At 69.6% G+C, this 15,674-nt stretch carries 15 protein-coding genes and 1 riboswitch; of the genes, 6 read left to right on the top strand and 9 right to left on the bottom strand.

The window, feature by feature from the left end; genetic code table 11:
• Positions 1–33 precede the first annotated feature (33 nt).
• The 8 genes from acpS to OG828_RS33110 all read right to left on the bottom strand — a co-directional run bounded on the left by acpS (position 34) and on the right by OG828_RS33110 (position 6,157).
• Positions 34–462 (bottom strand): holo-ACP synthase, encoded by a 429-nt coding sequence (acpS, locus tag OG828_RS33145; RefSeq protein ID WP_328364740.1) that lies wholly within the window; start codon positions 460–462, stop codon positions 34–36.
• Positions 441–1,679, bottom strand: a complete 1,239-nt coding sequence (locus tag OG828_RS33140) for a beta-ketoacyl-[acyl-carrier-protein] synthase family protein (protein ID WP_328503223.1) — start codon at positions 1,677–1,679, stop codon at positions 441–443. The genes acpS and OG828_RS33140 overlap by 22 nt, the downstream gene beginning before the upstream one ends.
• Positions 1,676–2,962, bottom strand: coding sequence for a beta-ketoacyl-[acyl-carrier-protein] synthase family protein (locus OG828_RS33135; protein ID WP_328503222.1), 1,287 nt, complete (start codon positions 2,960–2,962; stop codon positions 1,676–1,678). Before OG828_RS33135 ends, OG828_RS33140 begins: the two co-directional genes overlap by 4 nt.
• 2 nt (positions 2,963–2,964) lie before the next feature.
• Positions 2,965–3,999: a class I SAM-dependent methyltransferase gene (locus tag OG828_RS33130; protein ID WP_328364734.1), complete on the bottom strand. Its 1,035-nt coding sequence runs from the start codon at positions 3,997–3,999 to the stop codon at positions 2,965–2,967.
• 9 nt (positions 4,000–4,008) lie between these two features.
• Positions 4,009–5,058 carry a methyltransferase gene (locus OG828_RS33125; RefSeq protein WP_328503221.1) on the bottom strand — a complete coding sequence of 350 codons (1,050 nt, stop codon included), beginning with the start codon at positions 5,056–5,058 and terminating at the stop codon, positions 4,009–4,011.
• Entirely contained in the window at positions 5,055–5,486 is a 432-nt protein-coding gene (locus OG828_RS33120) for a cupin domain-containing protein (protein ID WP_210574365.1), read from the bottom strand. The genes OG828_RS33125 and OG828_RS33120 overlap by 4 nt, the downstream gene beginning before the upstream one ends.
• A gap of 252 nt (positions 5,487–5,738) precedes the next feature.
• Entirely contained in the window at positions 5,739–5,954 is a 216-nt protein-coding gene (locus OG828_RS33115) for a hypothetical protein (protein WP_210574367.1), read from the bottom strand.
• The gene (locus OG828_RS33110; RefSeq protein WP_328503220.1) at positions 5,951–6,157 is read right to left on the bottom strand and encodes a hypothetical protein; all 207 of its coding nucleotides are present in this window, start codon (positions 6,155–6,157) and stop codon (positions 5,951–5,953) included. The genes OG828_RS33115 and OG828_RS33110 overlap by 4 nt, the downstream gene beginning before the upstream one ends.
• A gap of 116 nt (positions 6,158–6,273) precedes the next feature.
• On the opposite strand from OG828_RS33110, the gene OG828_RS33105 reads away from it, so the two are divergent.
• The 6 genes from OG828_RS33105 (at position 6,274) to OG828_RS33080 (ending at position 11,664) form a co-directional block, all read left to right on the top strand.
• Positions 6,274–7,107, top strand: a complete 834-nt coding sequence (locus OG828_RS33105; RefSeq protein WP_328503219.1) for a helix-turn-helix domain-containing protein — start codon at positions 6,274–6,276, stop codon at positions 7,105–7,107.
• Positions 7,089–7,277 carry a DUF397 domain-containing protein gene (locus OG828_RS33100; protein WP_328503218.1) on the top strand — a complete coding sequence of 63 codons (189 nt, stop codon included), beginning with the start codon at positions 7,089–7,091 and terminating at the stop codon, positions 7,275–7,277. Before OG828_RS33105 ends, OG828_RS33100 begins: the two co-directional genes overlap by 19 nt.
• A riboswitch (cobalamin riboswitch) is annotated at positions 7,258–7,399 on the top strand. (Overlaps the previous gene by 20 nt.)
• 47 nt (positions 7,400–7,446) lie before the next feature.
• On the top strand, positions 7,447–8,499 hold the full coding sequence (locus tag OG828_RS33095) for a FecCD family ABC transporter permease (protein WP_328503217.1): 1,053 nt from the start codon (positions 7,447–7,449) through the stop codon (positions 8,497–8,499).
• Positions 8,499–9,266 carry an ABC transporter ATP-binding protein gene (locus tag OG828_RS33090; RefSeq protein ID WP_328503216.1) on the top strand — a complete coding sequence of 256 codons (768 nt, stop codon included), beginning with the start codon at positions 8,499–8,501 and terminating at the stop codon, positions 9,264–9,266. The genes OG828_RS33095 and OG828_RS33090 overlap by 1 nt, the downstream gene beginning before the upstream one ends.
• A 12-nt stretch (positions 9,267–9,278) precedes the next feature.
• The gene (locus OG828_RS33085) at positions 9,279–10,271 is read left to right on the top strand and encodes an ABC transporter substrate-binding protein (protein ID WP_328503215.1); all 993 of its coding nucleotides are present in this window, start codon (positions 9,279–9,281) and stop codon (positions 10,269–10,271) included.
• Positions 10,272–10,356: 85 nt separating this feature from the next.
• The gene (locus tag OG828_RS33080; RefSeq protein ID WP_328503214.1) at positions 10,357–11,664 is read left to right on the top strand and encodes a hypothetical protein; all 1,308 of its coding nucleotides are present in this window, start codon (positions 10,357–10,359) and stop codon (positions 11,662–11,664) included.
• A gap of 107 nt (positions 11,665–11,771) precedes the next feature.
• On the opposite strand, the gene OG828_RS33075 is transcribed toward OG828_RS33080, so the two are convergent.
• Positions 11,772–15,539: a chondroitinase-B domain-containing protein gene (locus OG828_RS33075; RefSeq protein WP_328503213.1), complete on the bottom strand. Its 3,768-nt coding sequence runs from the start codon at positions 15,537–15,539 to the stop codon at positions 11,772–11,774.
• Between the last annotated feature and the right edge of the window lie 135 nt (positions 15,540–15,674).

Raw genomic sequence — 15,674 nt, 5'->3', positions numbered from 1 at the left:
CCTCCGTCTCGTGGTCGGGGTGGTCCGGTTCGTCTAGACGGCGAGGGCGATCGCCAGGGCGAGCCCCGCCTCGTGCGTGATGCTCAGGTGCAGTCCGGTGAACGAGGCCTGCCGAAAGGCTTCCTCGGCCCGCCCGGACACCCGCGGCAGCGGCTGCCCGGACTCCGCCCGGCCGATCTCGACGTCCAGCCAGCCGCACCCCTGCCCGTGCGCGCCGAGGGTCTTGCGGACGGCCTCCTTGGCGGCGATCCGGCCGGCCAGTCGGCGGGCGCGGTGGTGCGGCGAGCCGCCCTCGCACAGGGCCAGTTCGGCGGGCGTGAACAGCCGGTCGTACAGCGGCCGTCCACGGCGTTCGAGCATGGCCCGCAGGCGCTGGACGTCCACGACGTCGATGCCGATCCCGCGTACCGTCGCGGGGGTGTTCAGCAGGGCTTCCGCGATCAACGCCTCAGTAGGAGACATGCGTTCACACCTCCCAGGCCTCGGGACACGACCAGCGTGTGCTCCCACCGAGGGGCCGGCCGCGCCTCGCCCCGCACGATGTCCAGCTCGATGCCCGGCGCCTGCCGGTCGAGGTTCACTGTGGGCGGCACCGAGCCCGCCGCCATGGCCCGCAGGGCGAGCGCCACGTCGGCGGGGGCGGCCGCGCCGAGCAGATGCCCGAAGCCCGACTTGGGCGCGGTGACGGGCACGTGTGCGGCGCTCTGCCCGAACGCCTCCTGCAGGCCGTAGCCCTCGGTGACGTCCTCGAAGGGGATGCCGGAGCCGTGTGCGAAGACGGCGCCCAGGTCACCACCGGAGATCCCGGCGCGCTCGGCGGCGGTGCGCATGGCCCGGCCCAGCACCTGGCCGGTCGGTTCGACCGTGTAGTACGGCATGTAGCCGTCGGTGCTGACGCCCCAGCCGGCGAGTTCGCCGAGGATGCGTGCCCCGCGCCGCTCGGCGTGCTCGCGGCGCTCCATCACCAGGAACACCGAGCCCTCGGCGAAGACACTGCCGCCGTGCCCGGCGTCGAAGGGCCGGTACAGCTCGTGCGGGGCGAGGGAGCCGCGGGCCTTGGCGACCAGCCCGCTGGTTTCCAGGCACAGCCAGCCGTACGGCGACAGCGGGGCCTCGACACCGCCCGCGAGGACGACGTCGGCCCGGCCTCGCAGCAGGGTCTCGGCAGCTCCGATCAGCGCGTATGCGCCGCTGGCCCGGTCGGCGACGAAGGTGCGGGCCGGGCCCTTGATGCCCTGGTCGATGCAGATGTTGCCCTGCGGCGCCGCCGGGAACCAGGCGGTCGCCTGGTACGGGCTGACCGCGCGCGGGCCGTCGATCCACAGCTTGCGCAGCTCGCGCTCGGCGAACTCCCAGCCGCCGAGGATGTTGCCGACCATGACGCCGGTGCGCTCCGGGCTCACGTCGGTGCCGACGGCGACCCCGGCGTCCGCGAGAGCCCGGCGGACGGTGTGCACGGCGAGGTGGGTGAAACGGTCGGTGCGCTTGACGAAGCGGGAGGGCAGCTCGGCGTCGGCGTCGAAGTCGGCCTGGCCGGCGACGGGGCAGGCGTAGTCCCCGGCGTCGAAGCGGTCGATGGTGGCGAGGTGCGAGGTGCCCGCGCGGGCGCTGTTCCACAGGGGTTCGACGCCGTCGCCCGCCGGGGTGACGGCACCGGTGCCGGTGATGACGATGCTCATGACCGGCCCCCGTCCCGCACGGTCCGCGCGACCATCGCCGCGTGCAGGCCCGCGAAGCCGCTGGCGTCCTTGAGGATGACCTCACCGTCCCAGGGACGGCCCGTGCCCGGCACATAGTCGAGGTCGCACGTGGGATCGGGCGTCTCGTAGTTGGCCGTGGGGTGCACGAAGGAGTGCCGGCCGGCCAGGGCGCACAGCACGATCTCCATGGCGCTGGCGGCGGCCAGGGCGTGACCGAGCATGGACTTCGCCGAGTTCACCGGGATCTCCCGTGCGCGCTCGCCCAGTGCCAGCTTGAGCGCGCTGGTCTCGCAGGTGTCGTTCTGCCGGGTGGAGCTGCCGTGCGAGCTGACGTGGTCGATCGCGCCGGGCGCCACCCCGGACACGTCGATGGCCTGGCGCATGGCCCGGGTCAGGTCCTCGCCGTCGGACAGCAGGTCGGTCATGTGGATGGCGTTGGACGTGTGCGAGAAGCCGCTGATCTCGAGGTAGGCGGTGGCGCCGCGGCGCAGGGCGTGCTCCTTCTCCTCCAGGACGACGACACCGCAGCCCTCGCCGAGGACGAAGCCGTCGCGGTCCGCGTCGTAGGGGCGGGAGGCGGCCTCGGGGTGGTCCCGATGGGCGCGGGAGAGGCAGTTGATGATCTCGAAGGAGGCCACGGTCACCGGGGTGATGGGGGCCTCGCTGGCGCCGGCGATCATGACGTCGGCGTCACCGTGGGCGATCGTCTCGAAGGCGTGGCCGACCGCGTCGATGCCGCCGATGCAGCCCGTGGACAGGGTCACGCAGGGGCCCTGGGCGCCGAGCAGGGCCGACAGGACGGCCCCGGGCGTGTTCGACATGGACGCGAGATACAGGTCCCGGCCCGCCTTGGCCGGGTCGATGGGCTTCCGGCCCTCGTCGGTGACGGCGAGGAACTCCTCCTCCATCTTGGGCGTGCCGCAGATCGCCGTGGACAGCGAGATGCCGGTCCGTTCCGCGTCGTAGCCGCCGTCCTGGAGTCCCGCGTCCCGTATCGCCTGCAGGGCCGCCGCGACCGCGAACTGCACATACCGGTCGAGGCGTTGCACTTCGGGCGGCAGCGAGGGTATCTGCTCCTCGAATCCGGGGACCTCGGCTATCGCGTCGGAGGCGAAGTCGAAGGACTTGAAAAGGGGAGAGCTCGTAATGTCGGAAAGGGATTTCGTGACGCTTTTTCCCGCCGAGACCGTGTCCCAGAAGGCTTCTTTCCCGATTCCCGCCGGGCTGATCACGCCGAGCCCGGTGACGACCACTTCTCGCATGGTTACCGCCTTTCTCCTGTCTGGGCCGTCACCAGCCCGTGCGTTACGCATTCCTTCGCCGTCACACCGGCGTCTTCCATGAGGGCGCGGTAGTCCTCCGCCGCGAGTACGGCCCCGTCCGCGGTGTTGACCAGGAGGCTGAGCCCGAGCATCGGCCGGCTCAGCGCGGGCCGCCCGGGCTCCGGCCGCATGACGTCGGCCAGCAGCAGCGTGCCGCCCGGGCGGAGCAGCCGGGCGCACTCCCGCACCAGCCGGGCCGTGGCGGTGGGCCCCGCGAAGCGGCCCGCGTGTGCCAGCACCACGGTGTCGAAGCCGGCGTCGGCGAACGGCGGTGCGGCGAAGTCGGCGGACACGAACCGGAACCTGTCGGCCACCCCGAACTCCGCCGCCCGCGCCCGGGCCGACCCGAGCAGCACCGGATCGTCGTGCGCGGTCACCTCGGCCCGCGGATCGGCGGCGGCAAGGGCGATGCCCCACTCGCCGCCCCCGCAGGCCAGGTCCAGCACCCGGCCCGCGCCGCGCAGCCCCAGGGCCTCGACCGCCGCGAAGGCGACCCGGACGGCGAGCGGGAAACCGCCGCCGAACAGTCCGGGGTGACGACCGCGCGAGGCGGGGGCGCCGAAGTCCCCGGAGCGGTCGCCGGAGCGGGTGACCGAGGTCAGCGCACTCCACCGGTCCCACTGGCCGAGCACCTCGGTGAAGTGGTCGCCCAGGTAGGTCGGCTCGCCCTCGACGAGGTAGGCACGGGACAGCTCGGTCAGTCCCCGCCCGTCACCGGTGAGCAGTCCGAACTCGGTGAGGGCGGCCAGCAGGTCGCCCAGGGCCCGGGGGTCGCAGCCGAGTGCGCCGGCGAGGTCCTCGGTGCCGCGCGGGCCCCGGGCCAGCTCGGTGAACACGCCCAGTTCCAGGGCCGTACCGAGGGCTCTGGCCCTGGCGAAGCCGAAGTTGAGGGCGAGCAACGGGCCTGGGTCGGGGGCGGTCGTGTAGCGGGCCAACGCCGCGGCGGGGGGCGAGGCCTGCACCGGGGTGTCCGTCATCGTGGCGTCCTACTTGGTTGCCGTGAGCAGACCGGAGAGCAGGGACACGTTGCGGGTGCCGATGTCCCGGAACCCGGCGCCCTCCACCCAGGCGCGGATCTCGTCCACGTCCCGGACCTCGCCCTCCTCGGTGTTGACCAGGAGGATCAGCCCGAACATGGCCGGGAAGAGCCCGGTGGCCAGGGCGGGCATGTGGGAGTGCACCAACAGCCGTCCGCCGTCGGGCAGATGGGCATGGATGCGCTTGACCAGGTGGGCGGCACGCTCGGGACCGTAGCCGTCGAGGACGTGGGAGAGGAGGACCGCGTCGGTCTCGGGCCAGGCGTCCTCCATGATGTCGGCGGGCCTGACCTCGATCCGGTCCTCGAGTCCTGCCTCGCGCACGTTGGCGCGGGCCAGGTCGGTCACGGCGGGGTAGTCGAGGGCTGTGACGCGCAGCTCGGGGTGGTGCGAGGCGAGGGCGATCGAGTAGTCGCCCGAGCCGCAGCCCAGGTCGACGACGCGGCCGACGCCGGCCAGCGGGGCCGCGGCGGCCAGCTTGCCCGCCTGGAGCCGGGAGCTGACCCGCATGGCCTGGATGAGCCGCCCGGTGCCCTCGCGGCCCTCTCCGGCCGCGGCGCCCTGGTCGCGGTAACCCTGCTTGAGGACCCGCTGGTTGAGGGAGGTGTTGGTGCGTACGGCCTCGTCGAGGCGGGAGAAGTGGCCGAAGTGGGAGTTCTGGTGCGCGGCGAACCCGCCCATGTACTCGGGCCGCCCGGCGACGAGATAGCGGCTCGTCTCGTCGGAGTTGCAGTAGCCGCCGTTCTCGGCGCGCACCAGGTCCAGGCCCTTGAGGGCGACGAGGAGGGCACGGGTGGGACGTTCCTGCAGGTTCAGTTCGCGGGCCAGTTCGGCCACGGTGCGCGGGTTCTTCTCCAGCGTCTCGAAGACCCCGAGCTCGAGGGCCGTGAACACGGCCTTGGACTGGAGGTAGGCGGTCAGGATGGTGTGGACCCGCGAGGAGTCGCCGTCGGGTGCGGGGGAGCCGGCCTGGGTGTCGAGGTCCTGAGTGGTCGTCACTTGTTCTCCAGGAGGCTGGTGTACTCGGGCATCTGCGTGTACTCGTAGGGGTCCTCGGAGAGGAAGACGTTGCGCACCGGCGGCCGCTCGCACGGGGCGACCACGAGGAACCGGCACGTCTGCTCGGGGCCGGTGACGAAGCCGTGCTGCTCGCCCCGGGGGATGAAGATGGCCTCGCCCGGCCCGACCTGCTCGGTGCGGCCCTGGTCGGGCAGGACCAGGCCCATGGAGCCTTCGAGCACGTAGATCTCGTGCTCCCAGTCGTGGAAGTGGGGCGGGGTGGACCCGTTCGGCGACACCTCGAACTCGGTGAGGACGAAGCGGTCCGCGCCGTCCGGGGTGTCGATCAGTTTGCGGTGCGTCGTTTCCTTCGCTCCCGGTTCCCTTACGATTTCCGCCTTCACATCGGTTCGGTGCACGCGTTTCATCGGCCGCCTTTCCGCTCTGAGGGACCCGTCATCCGGTGATTCGGAGCCTCGTTCGGAAAGCGACTCTAGGGCTGACATTAGAAAACCCTCTACGGACAACCGTCACCGCATATCCGTGACAATCACCCATTACCGACCGGGACATGTGCCCACCCGACGGGGACATCCACCCAGGGGGCCATCACCGGCCAGTGCTCAGCCGGAATTCGGGGGTGGCCGGCATATCGCCGGCCACCCTGGGTGAGCGGCCCCTCAGGGGATCTCGCCACGGCTGCGTGCGTTGGCATAGGCCGTGGCGGCACTGAGCCGCTCGGCGGGGGTGGCATGCCGTACGACGCTTGGCTCGGCGTCCCACTCCTTGCCGCCGCCGTACGGTCTGAGTTGTACGTATGGACCCTCGTGCCCCATGACGAGGCCGACCCGTCCAGTGCGGGTGTCCACCACGTACGACCCGACCGGCGGCTTCATCGCAGGACCGCCGCGAGTCGCTGCGCGGCCTCGACGGAACAGCCGCCCGGTTCGACGAGCGGACATGGGGTCTCCCGCGCGAGACTTGCCGGGTCGAGCCGCAGGGACGGCAGAATGATTCCTGCGTTTTCCAACGCTGCCCGCAATTCTTTCACTGCTTCCTCCGCCTCTTCGACGCAGAGCGCCGAGTGCTGTGCCTTCACGTGGTTCCCCTCCCATTTCGGGTTTTACGCTTCGCATCTCAAGGATCGCGCACCACATCTACACTCGGCAGGAGTCTGTGCTCTACAAGTGCGGGGCAGCACAAGGGGGTTGAACTGTGGCCAACGGTTCACGTCAGGCGGCATGGGAGTTCTTCGGCACGGAACTGAAGCGGCACCGGGAGGACAGGGGGCTCACTCAGGTCGAGTTGGGGGCGCGCGTCTTCGTCTCGGGCGCCTATATCGGCCAGTTCGAGCAGGCGATTCGAAAGCCGCAGCTGGATATCGCCCAGCGGATTGATGAGGTGCTGCAAACCGACGGTATTTTCGAGCGGGCGTGGCGCAAGCTCATCGACGACAAACGCTATGCCGATTACTTTGCGGCCGTCGTGGAACTGGAGCGGACGGCAACGAAGATTGCGGAGTTCGCGCCCACCGTGGTGCCGGGGCTGTTGCAGACCGCCGCCTACGCACGGGCGGTCACCATCGCGGCCAATCCGTTCGTCACCGACGAGTACGAGGAGGAGAAGGTTACGGCCCGCCTGGAGCGCCAGCACATCCTCAAGGACGCTACAAGGCCGGAGTATTGGGTGATCCTGCATGAGGGGGTGCTGCGCCCTCCGGTGGGCGGGCCGGAAGCCATGGCCGAACAACTGGAGCACATCGCAGGGCTGATGCGGGAGCGCAAGGTGTGGGTGACTGTGGTGCCTTTCGCGGCTGGAGCGCATGCATCGATGGGCGGGTCCATGAAGCTCATGGAGTTCGAGGACGCGCCTCCGGTCGCCTATACAGAGACGGAGTATTCGGGGACGCTCATCGACGACCCGGCCATGGTGAAGCGCACCCAGCGCACATACGATCTGCTCAGGGGCACCGCACTGTCGCCGTCGGCGTCCCTGGCCCTGATCGAATCGGCGGCTGAGGACTTCAGACGATGCGCGAGTACGACCTGAGCAACGCCCACTGGCGCAAGAGCAGCTACAGCAACGGGCAAGGCGGCGACTGCGTCGAGGTCGCCGACGGAGTCCCCGGCGTCGTACCGGTCCGGGACAGCAAAGTCGCCGACAGCCCCGTCATCCTCCTCGGCGCCACCGCCTGGGCGGCCTTCGTCCGCGCCTGCTAGTCTCCCCGAGCCTCCTGCGGGGGAAGTCCGGTGAGAGTCCGGCGCTGACCCGCAACGGTGTGTGCGTGGGCCCCTGGGGCCGACGTGCAAGCCCGATTACCCGCAGGCGGTTGCCCAGCCCATTGACCGCTCGCCGAGGACTGCGAGCCGAGGCGAAGGACCGCCGAGCGTGCGCCTCTCCCCAGGCCGAATATCCGTGCCGCTGTTGGCTGTCGCCCTTGCGGTCATACTCCTTGTCTCCCTTGTCGCCGGTGTCGGGCTGGGGGCCGCCGGCGTCGGCTGGGGTGACGTCCTCCGGTTCCTCGGGGCCGGGTTCACCGGCGGAACCATCCCCGCAGGGGACGCGGCGTCGTACACCATCGTCTGGGAGATCCGGCTGCCGCGTGTCGTGCTGGCCGGCGTCGTGGGGGCGGGGCTCGCGACCGTCGGGGTGGCTGTGCAGGCGATGGTGCGTAACGCGCTGGCCGATCCGTTCGTGCTGGGGATTTCGTCCGGTGCCGCCGTGGGGGCCAACGCGGTCATCCTGCTCGGGGCGTTCGCGGGGCTCGGGGTGTGGGCGCTGTCGGTGTCGGCGTTCTGTTCGGCGCTGGTGGCGATGGCGATCGTGTACGCCGTGGCGCGTTCCGCGACGCACGGGCTGACGCCGCTGCGGCTGATCCTGACGGGGACGGCGCTGGCGTACGGCTTCGAGGCGCTGACCACGGTGATGGTGTTCGGCGCGGCCCGGGGTGAGGCGGCCCGGTCGGCGATGATGTGGCTGCTGGGGAGTCTGGGCGGGGCGACGTGGCCACGGGTGCCGATCGCCGCCGTGACCGTCGTCGCCGGGTGGGTGTGGCTGCGGTGGCGGGCTCAGGCCCTGAACGCGCTGGCGATGGGGGACGAGACGTCGGCGACGCTGGGGGTCCAACCGGGGCGGCTGCGGCGGGAGTTGTTCCTCGTCACGGCGGCGGTGACCGGGACGGTAGTCGCGGTGAGCGGGGCCATCGGGTTCGTCGGGCTGATGGTGCCTCATGTCGTACGGATGCTGGTGGGCGCCGATCACCGGCGGGTACTGGCCGTCGCGCCGCTCGCCGGGGCCGTACTGCTGGTGTGGGCGGATGTGCTGTCCCGGCTGCTGCTGGCGCCCGCGGAGTTGCCGGTCGGGGTGATCACGGCGGTGGTCGGCGTCCCGGCCTTCCTGCTGCTGATGCGGCGCGGCGGCTATGCGTTCGGGGGGCGCTGATGCGGCTCGATGTGGAGGGCGTGACGGTCGAGGCCGCCGGAAAGCGGCTCGTCGACGAGATCAAGCTCAGCGTGGACAGCGGGGCGTTCGTGGGGCTCGTCGGGCCCAACGGGAGTGGAAAGTCGACGCTGTTGAGGTGCGTGTACCGGGCGCTGCGGCCGGCGGCCGGGGTCGTACGGCTGGACGGGGACGACGTACACACGCTGGATCCTCGTGCCACCGCACGGCGACTGGCCGCGCTGCCGCAGGAGTCGTCGTCGGAGTTCGACTTCACCGTCGCCGAGGTGGTCGGGATGGGGCGGTTGCCGCACCGGGGACGTACGGCGGCGGAGGACCGGGCGATCTGCGCGGAGGCGATGCGGTCCACCAGCGTGGAGCATCTGGCCGCCCGTGGCTTCCTGGCCCTGTCCGGCGGCGAGCGGCAACGCGTGCTGATCGCGCGGGCGTTGGCGCAGCGCCCCCAGGTGCTGGTCCTCGACGAACCGACCAACCACCTCGACATCGCCCACCAGTTGGACGTGCTGTCCCTGGTCCGGGCGAGCGGCCTGACCGCGCTGGCCGCGCTGCACGACCTCAATCTGGCCGCCGCGCACTGCGATCTGCTGTACGTCCTCTCGGCGGGCCGGGTCGTCGCGTCCGGGCCGCCGCACGACGTCCTGCGCCCCGACCTGCTCGCCGAGGTGTTCGGCGTGCGCGCACATCCCGTACGGCATCCGGAGACCGGTGCCGTGCAGCTGCTCTTCGACCTTCTCCCGCCGTCCGACTGAGGAACTCCCCACATGCGTAAGCCAGTTGTCGCCGCCGCCGTCTGCCTCGCCGTGCTCAGCGCGGGCTGCGGTGCCGAGGTCGAGCCCTCGCCGGACTCGAAGGCCGCGTCGTCCGTCACGCTCACCAACTGCGGGCGCAAGGTGACGTACGACAAAGTCCCGGAGCGGGTCGTCACCAACGACGTCGGCATCACCGAGCTGATGCTCGCGCTCGGCCTTGAGGACCGGATGGCCGGGTTCGCGATGCCCGACGACAAGGGGGACCTGGGCGGCGTGCCGTGGAAGGACGGCTACGACAAGGTGACGTGGCTGTCGAAGGACCAGCTCACCAAGGAGAACGTCCTCGACGCCCGCGCCGACTGGGTCTTCGCCGGCTGGAACTACGGCTTCCGCGAGGACGACGGCTTCACCCCGGACGCCCTGCGCAAGCTCGGCATCCCCTCGTACATCCTCACCGAGTCCTGCCGCAACGGCCGTACGGAGTCCTCGCGGGGCATCATGCCGCCGCTGGACGCGCTGTACGAGGACCTCACCAACCTGGGCAAGCTGTTCGGCGTGGAGAAGCGGGCGGCGGCGCTGATCTCCGACTTCAAGCGCGAGGTGGCGGAGGTGAAGGCGAAGGCCCCGTCCGCTTCCCCCAAGGTCTTCCTCTACGACAGCGGCGAGGACCAGCCCTTCACCTCCGGCCGCTACGCCGCGCCCGACCAGATCATCAGCGAGGCCGGCGGGGTCAATGTCATGCACGACCTCCAGGACTCCTGGACGACGGTCGGCTGGGAGACCGTCGTGGAACGCAACCCGGACGTGATCGTGATCTGCGACTACGGGGACGTGAGCGCGGAGCAGAAGAGAAAGTTCCTGCTGTCGTACGCCCCGCTGCGGAACGTGTCGGCCGTCAAGCACAAGCGGATCTTCACGCTCGACTACGTCGACCTGGTGGAGAGCCCGCGGAACCCGTCTGCCATCACCCGCCTCGGGGAGTACCTGCGGACGACGACGCCCTGACTCGGAGGCCGGGACCGGTCCCGGCCCGCCCATGGTCGAATCTGCGCCCGTCAGCAGTGCAAGGTCACGGAACGCGGAGAGTCGGATGAGAAGTCGAAGTCCGGTACGTGCAGGTGTCATCGCTCTGGCTGCAGTGGCTCTGCTGGCCGCGTGCACCGGAGGATCGAGCGGGGAAGGCGACAGTCCTGCGGCCTCCGGCTCGCCCACCCGCAAGGCCCTCGACCTCAGCGGCGATCCACGGGCCGCGGCGCCCTTGGCGTTCGAGAGCAAGGCGGCCCATGTCCTGCCGACCGGCCCGAAGGGCTTCCCTCCCCTCACTCTGTACGGGCGTGCGGCCTGGCTCACGCACGCGTCCGGCCTGACGATGTACAACCTGGCCACGGGTAAGGCCGTCACCGACATCAAGACCCAGAACACGCCCACGTACGACCTGCCTGCGCCAGGCGATCTGAGCAAGAAGCAGGCCGAGATGATACGCAGCCGCGTGTCGTTCCCTGTCCCGGTGGAGATCGGCGGAGTACAGGCCGTGGTCGCCGCCGTGCCGGTCAAGCTCGCCAAGCAGGGCAGCGGTTCGGCGCAGGCCGGGTTCGAGGTGATCGCCGCCCGGGCGGACAACGGCAAGCCGATCTGGCGGCTGCCCGTGGACATCTACGGTGACCCGGCCGGCAAGCTCGGCGCGCTCGTGGTCGAGCCCGGGGACGGCGTGGTGAGCGTCACCTGGACGGAGGACGACTACACGACAGGCAGCTTCGCTGTCTCCCTGGACGACAAGCAGCCCCAAATGCTGTGGCAGCGTGCGGACTTCTGGACTGTCGCCGGATACGGCGACGCCGTTCTGGGCTTCCGTGAAGAGCCGGACGAGCAGTACTCGGTGGCCGGCGTCGCCGCGTCCAGCGGCCGCGACCTGTGGGTCAAGGGGCTGCCCGCCGGAGCCACCTGGGCGGTCAAATCGAACGACACGCCCTTGGCCAAACTCGACGACGACAGCAAGCAGGCGCGGCTGATCGAGATCGCGACCGGCGACTTCGTCCTGTCCAAGCAGGCCGGACTGACCAAGGGCATGAGCTGCCTGCACGGCGACGGCGGCACCGTCCTGCTGTGCTCCTCGAAGCAGGACGGGGCGCTCGCGGTGGACAAGACCGGCAAGGTCCTGTGGCGCCGGGCGGCGGGGGACGGCCCGGGCAAGTGGAACGCCACCGTGGAAGCCGAGTTCAAGGATCGGTTCTACGCCAAGGGCAAGGACGGAGCGTTCGTCGTCGACGGGCGTACCGGACGAACGGTCAGCGCAGACGCGGGGATTGTCCCCGATCGCGTCGACGCCTACGCCGCGCTGGTCTACACGGACAAGGGCACGGAGGTCCATCTCCCTAGCGCTCCGGGGGTGCCGCGATAGGTCGTTGAGCGGCTGCGGCTGCGTCGTGGCTTGTCGCGCAGTTCCCCGCGCCCCTTCGGGGCACGACCGGTGGCGGGGTTTACCCGCCACCGGTCCTTTCGCGCGTTCTACGAGGCGCCCGGGCCGACGTCCGTCGCGGTGAGCGGGGTTCGTGTGACCGGGGACGTGGACCGTTCGTCGGCGCCCGCGTCGATGGTGCCGGCTCGGGGCTGGCCGTCCATGTCGTCGGTCACGAAGGCGTGGCCGCCGGTGCCGGTGTCGATCGCCGGGCTTCCCGGGCCGATCCGGTAGAGCGATCCGTCGGAGGCGAGCAGCGGGTCGACCGCCCTGACGGAGCCGGAGGGCAGGGACACGCCGACGGTCGCCGATCCGGTCGGCCACGCGATGTTGCCGGCGTAGGTCATGTTCACGGGTTTCTTGACCTCGTTGAGCAGCTTGCCCCGGCTGCCCGTGATGACGTTGTCGGCGATGACCGAGTCGACCGGGGCGAGGTTGTAGTTGGCGCCGATCTCGATGTTCGACACGTTGTTCACGAAGGTGTTGTTCACGACGGTCGCCCGGTAGACACGCCAGTGCGCGTTCAGCGCACCCGAGGTGTCCACGTCGCCGCCGTCGATCTGCAGCGCGGCGTCGAAGCCGCTGCCGGTCAGGCCCTCGAAGTAGTTGTTGTAGATCTTGTGGTCCTGGCCGTAGATGCGGATCCCGCCGGTTCCCGCCTTGCCCTCCCCGAAGAAGAAGTTGCCGTAGAACTCACCGCGGTTTCCGTGCCGTTGGGACAGGACGCCCTGCGAGGCGCGGAAGGTGTTGTGGCGGACGATGTTGTCGTTGCTCTTCACGGAGACGATCTCCGGGTCACCGTCGCACCTCTCGAAGAGGTTCGACTCGACGACGGTGAATCCGCTCGACTGGGACATGCCGCTCCAGCCGACCCGGACGGCCTCCATCTCGTTCGCCACGCGGGGGCCGATGTCTCGGAAGTGGTTGTGGTCGATGCGGTCGTGTTGTGACTGCTGCGTCCCGGACCCGTCGATGGTGATGAAGTTCCCGGGCTGGTGCTTCTCCTCGAACAGGCTGTGATCGATCCGGTTGTGGTGGCTGTTCTCACCCTGGATGATCACCCACTTCAGCGAGGACTCCCCCTCCGTCAGCCGGAAGTGGTTGCGGGTCAGCCGTACGTTGTTCGAGCTGGTGATCTTCAGGGTGTTGCTGTTCGTGAACTTCAGCCCCTGGAAGGTGACGTAGGAGGAGTTCGCCACCTCCAGCTGCCCGTCGCCGATCACCGCCTTGCCGCGGTTCTCCGCGACGACGGTGATGGGCTGGGCGGCCGTTCCGCTCTTGCCGGTCAACTTGCCGATCGAGTACGTGCCGTCCGCGAGGACGATGCGGTCGCCGGAGCGCGCGTCGCTGAACGCGCTCTTCAATGCGGTGGAGTCCGAGACGCGGACCGTGCGGACGGGGGCCGGGTCTGTTGGGTCGGTCGGGTCCGTTGGGTCGGTCGGGTCCGTTGGATCTGTCGGATCCTCGCCGCCGTCACCGCCCCCGTCGGCTCCGTAGATGTCGGTCTCGGTGATGCTGGTCCAGTCGTTGACCGTGTTGCCGTGGCCGACGATCCTTACGTAGCGGGCCGAGGCGTCGGCGAAGTCGTACTTCTGCTGCTCAAGTGTGCTGCCGCTGCTGGTCTTCCGGGCCAGCATGGTCTTCCACGACGATCCGTCGTCGGACAGCTGGACGTCGAAGGTGTTCGTCCTGCTGTTCCCCTGGTGCCAGGCGACGGACGCCGACCCGACGGTCTTCGGCGAGCCGAGGTCGTAGCGGATCCACGCCCCGTCGCCCTGCGACGACCAGCGGGTGCTCAGGTTGTTGTCCAGGGTGTTGGCGGGGACGTTGCCGTCATCGGGACTTGCCGTGACGCCCGCGACCTGAACCGGGGAATCCCCGGAGGGGTCCTCGCCCGCCGCGTCGACGTCGTACGTCCGGACCCAGTCGACCTCGAACACGGCCGGGCGCGGAACGCTGTTTTTGGCGAAGTTGTCCAACTGGATGACGAGGTTCCCCAGGGGCATGTCCTGGATGTTCCCCCGGTCGGCGTTCGCGCCGTCCGCCAGCCGGAACCATTCGACACCGTCGACGTAGCCGACCAGCGCCTTGGACGTCCACTCGAACGCGAAGTTGTGCCACTTCGTCATGTCCACGGGGCAGTGGTCTTCTTGTTCCTTCTTGTCCGACGGGCTCTTCGGGTAGTGCAGGAACGCCCCGAGGCACTGCGCGTCGGGGTCCGAGTACTCGACCCAGTCGTACTCGCCGTTTTCGAACCGGTCGCCCGCGGTGGGCCAGATCAGGTGCAGCGGGTGGTAGGGCACGCCCTCCGGGCCGGTGTTCCGTGAGCGGGACCGGATTTCCCACCGGCCGTACTGGGTGGGCTCGTGCTGCCTGATCCACCCCGTGTCGCCGTTCGCCTCACCGCGCATGGTCATGATGCCGTCGGCGACGGTGCTGTTCTTCCCGCACCGGCGGCCGTTCTTTTCGTGGCCGTCCCAGCATTGGGGTGTGCCGCCGACGCTGCCCGACGGTACGTCCCACTTCGCGGGGTCGACCGGGCCGGTGTAGTCGAACTCGTCGGATATCGGCAGCGGGTTGCCCCAGCCGTACCGCTTGGCGGCCTCGGTCGAGTCCCCGTCGCCGCCGTCACCATCGCCGTTGCCGTTGCTGTGCGTGACGTTCAGATCGTAGATCTTCACCTGGCCGTAGTTGTCGGCGCTGCACGGCTCCGAGTTGCCGCAGTTGGCCTGCGTGTACGCGCCCGCCTTGAAGTAGGCGCCGGAGAAGTCCTTCGACAGCGTGGTCTGCAGCACGCCGTTGTAGTACGCCTTGATCTTGCCGTCGCTGACCACGAACTTGGCCTCGAACCTGGTCCCCAGCTGGTAGTTGTCCTCCACCAGCTTGTGATCCTTGGTATCGCCGTCGGTGACGTAGAGCTTCTCGCCCTCCAGACGGAAGACGCTGAGGTCGTCGGAGCCGCCGTGGATCTGGCCGGCGACGACGTTCGGGGTCTCCTTGGGAACGTCCGTGATGGCCTGGTCGATCACCATCGTGTGGGTGCCGGACGTGGACGACCAACTCGCCTTGGTCTCCCCCGAGTCCGTCATCTCCCGCAGCTCCGAGCGGGGGTACTTGGAGCCGCTGGTGGTGACGCCGTTGACCGGGGCGCGGAACCGGACGGCCGCGCACTCGTCGGACGTGGTGAACCAGGGATCGTTCGCGTAGGTGTCGAGTTCGGGTTGGTAGACGTTGGTGGGGGACTCCTCCTCGCCCACCGGCAGCCCGATGTACCAGTTCGTCAGGTCCAGCACGTCGGCCGGGTACGCGCAGGAGCCGCCGCCACCGCCGCCGGTGCCGTCGGCTCCGTAGATGTCGGTCTCGGTGATGCTGGTCCAGGCGTTGACCGTGTTGCCGTGGCCGACGATCCGCACGTAGCGGGCCGAGGCGTCGGCGAAGTCGTAGCTCTGCTGCTCAAGTGTGCTGCCGTTGCTGGTCTTCCGGGCCAGGACGGTCTTCCACGACGATCCGTCGTCGGACAGCTGGACGTCGAAGGTGTTCGTCCTGCTGTTCCCCTGATGCCAGCCCAGCGACACCGACCCGACAGTCTGCGCCGAGCCGAGGTCGTACCGGATCCACGCCCCGTCGCCCTGCGACGACCAGCGGGTGCTCAGGTTGTTGTCCAGGGTGTTGGCGGGAACGTTGCCGTCATCGGGACTCGCCGTGACGCTCTTGACCTCCAGCGGAGAGGTGTCGGCGGCCGACGCGACCGGGTGGAACACACCCGAGACTCCGACGGCGACCGCACCCACTAACAGCGCATGACACATGCGTCTCATAGGGCCCTCGCTTCCGTGAGGTGGCGCACCGTGGGGTGGTGCACCGAATGCGGAGACACTGTGTCTGTCCTGTGACGGGAGGGGTCCCGTTCCGCCCGCGGCCGAAGTGAACAGGTTGTTTACAATGCTTAGTTG

Origin of the sequence: Streptomyces sp. NBC_00457 (assembly GCF_036014015.1) — a bacterium.
Taxonomy (GTDB): Bacteria; Actinomycetota; Actinomycetes; order Streptomycetales; family Streptomycetaceae; genus Streptomyces.
This window is presented reverse-complemented; position numbering and strand designations above follow the sequence as displayed.

What these genes read in the sequence shown, in the direction of transcription:
- OG828_RS33135 (WP_328503222.1), bottom strand. Translation starts at nt 2,962, where the DNA reads ATGCGAGAAGTGGTCGTCACCGGGCTCGGCGTGATCAGCCCGGCGGGA.
- OG828_RS33100 (WP_328503218.1), top strand. Translation starts at nt 7,089, where the DNA reads ATGCGCGAGTACGACCTGAGCAACGCCCACTGGCGCAAGAGCAGCTAC.
- OG828_RS33085 (WP_328503215.1), top strand. Translation starts at nt 9,279, where the DNA reads ATGCGTAAGCCAGTTGTCGCCGCCGCCGTCTGCCTCGCCGTGCTCAGC.
- OG828_RS33075 (WP_328503213.1), bottom strand. Translation starts at nt 15,539, where the DNA reads ATGAGACGCATGTGTCATGCGCTGTTAGTGGGTGCGGTCGCCGTCGGA.
- OG828_RS33090 (WP_328503216.1), top strand. Translation starts at nt 8,499, where the DNA reads ATGCGGCTCGATGTGGAGGGCGTGACGGTCGAGGCCGCCGGAAAGCGG.
- OG828_RS33120 (WP_210574365.1), bottom strand. Translation starts at nt 5,486, where the DNA reads ATGAAACGCGTGCACCGAACCGATGTGAAGGCGGAAATCGTAAGGGAA.
- OG828_RS33115 (WP_210574367.1), bottom strand. Translation starts at nt 5,954, where the DNA reads ATGAAGCCGCCGGTCGGGTCGTACGTGGTGGACACCCGCACTGGACGG.
- OG828_RS33140 (WP_328503223.1), bottom strand. Translation starts at nt 1,679, where the DNA reads ATGAGCATCGTCATCACCGGCACCGGTGCCGTCACCCCGGCGGGCGAC.
- OG828_RS33130 (WP_328364734.1), bottom strand. Translation starts at nt 3,999, where the DNA reads ATGACGGACACCCCGGTGCAGGCCTCGCCCCCCGCCGCGGCGTTGGCC.
- acpS (WP_328364740.1), bottom strand. Translation starts at nt 462, where the DNA reads ATGTCTCCTACTGAGGCGTTGATCGCGGAAGCCCTGCTGAACACCCCC.
- OG828_RS33080 (WP_328503214.1), top strand. Translation starts at nt 10,357, where the DNA reads ATGAGAAGTCGAAGTCCGGTACGTGCAGGTGTCATCGCTCTGGCTGCA.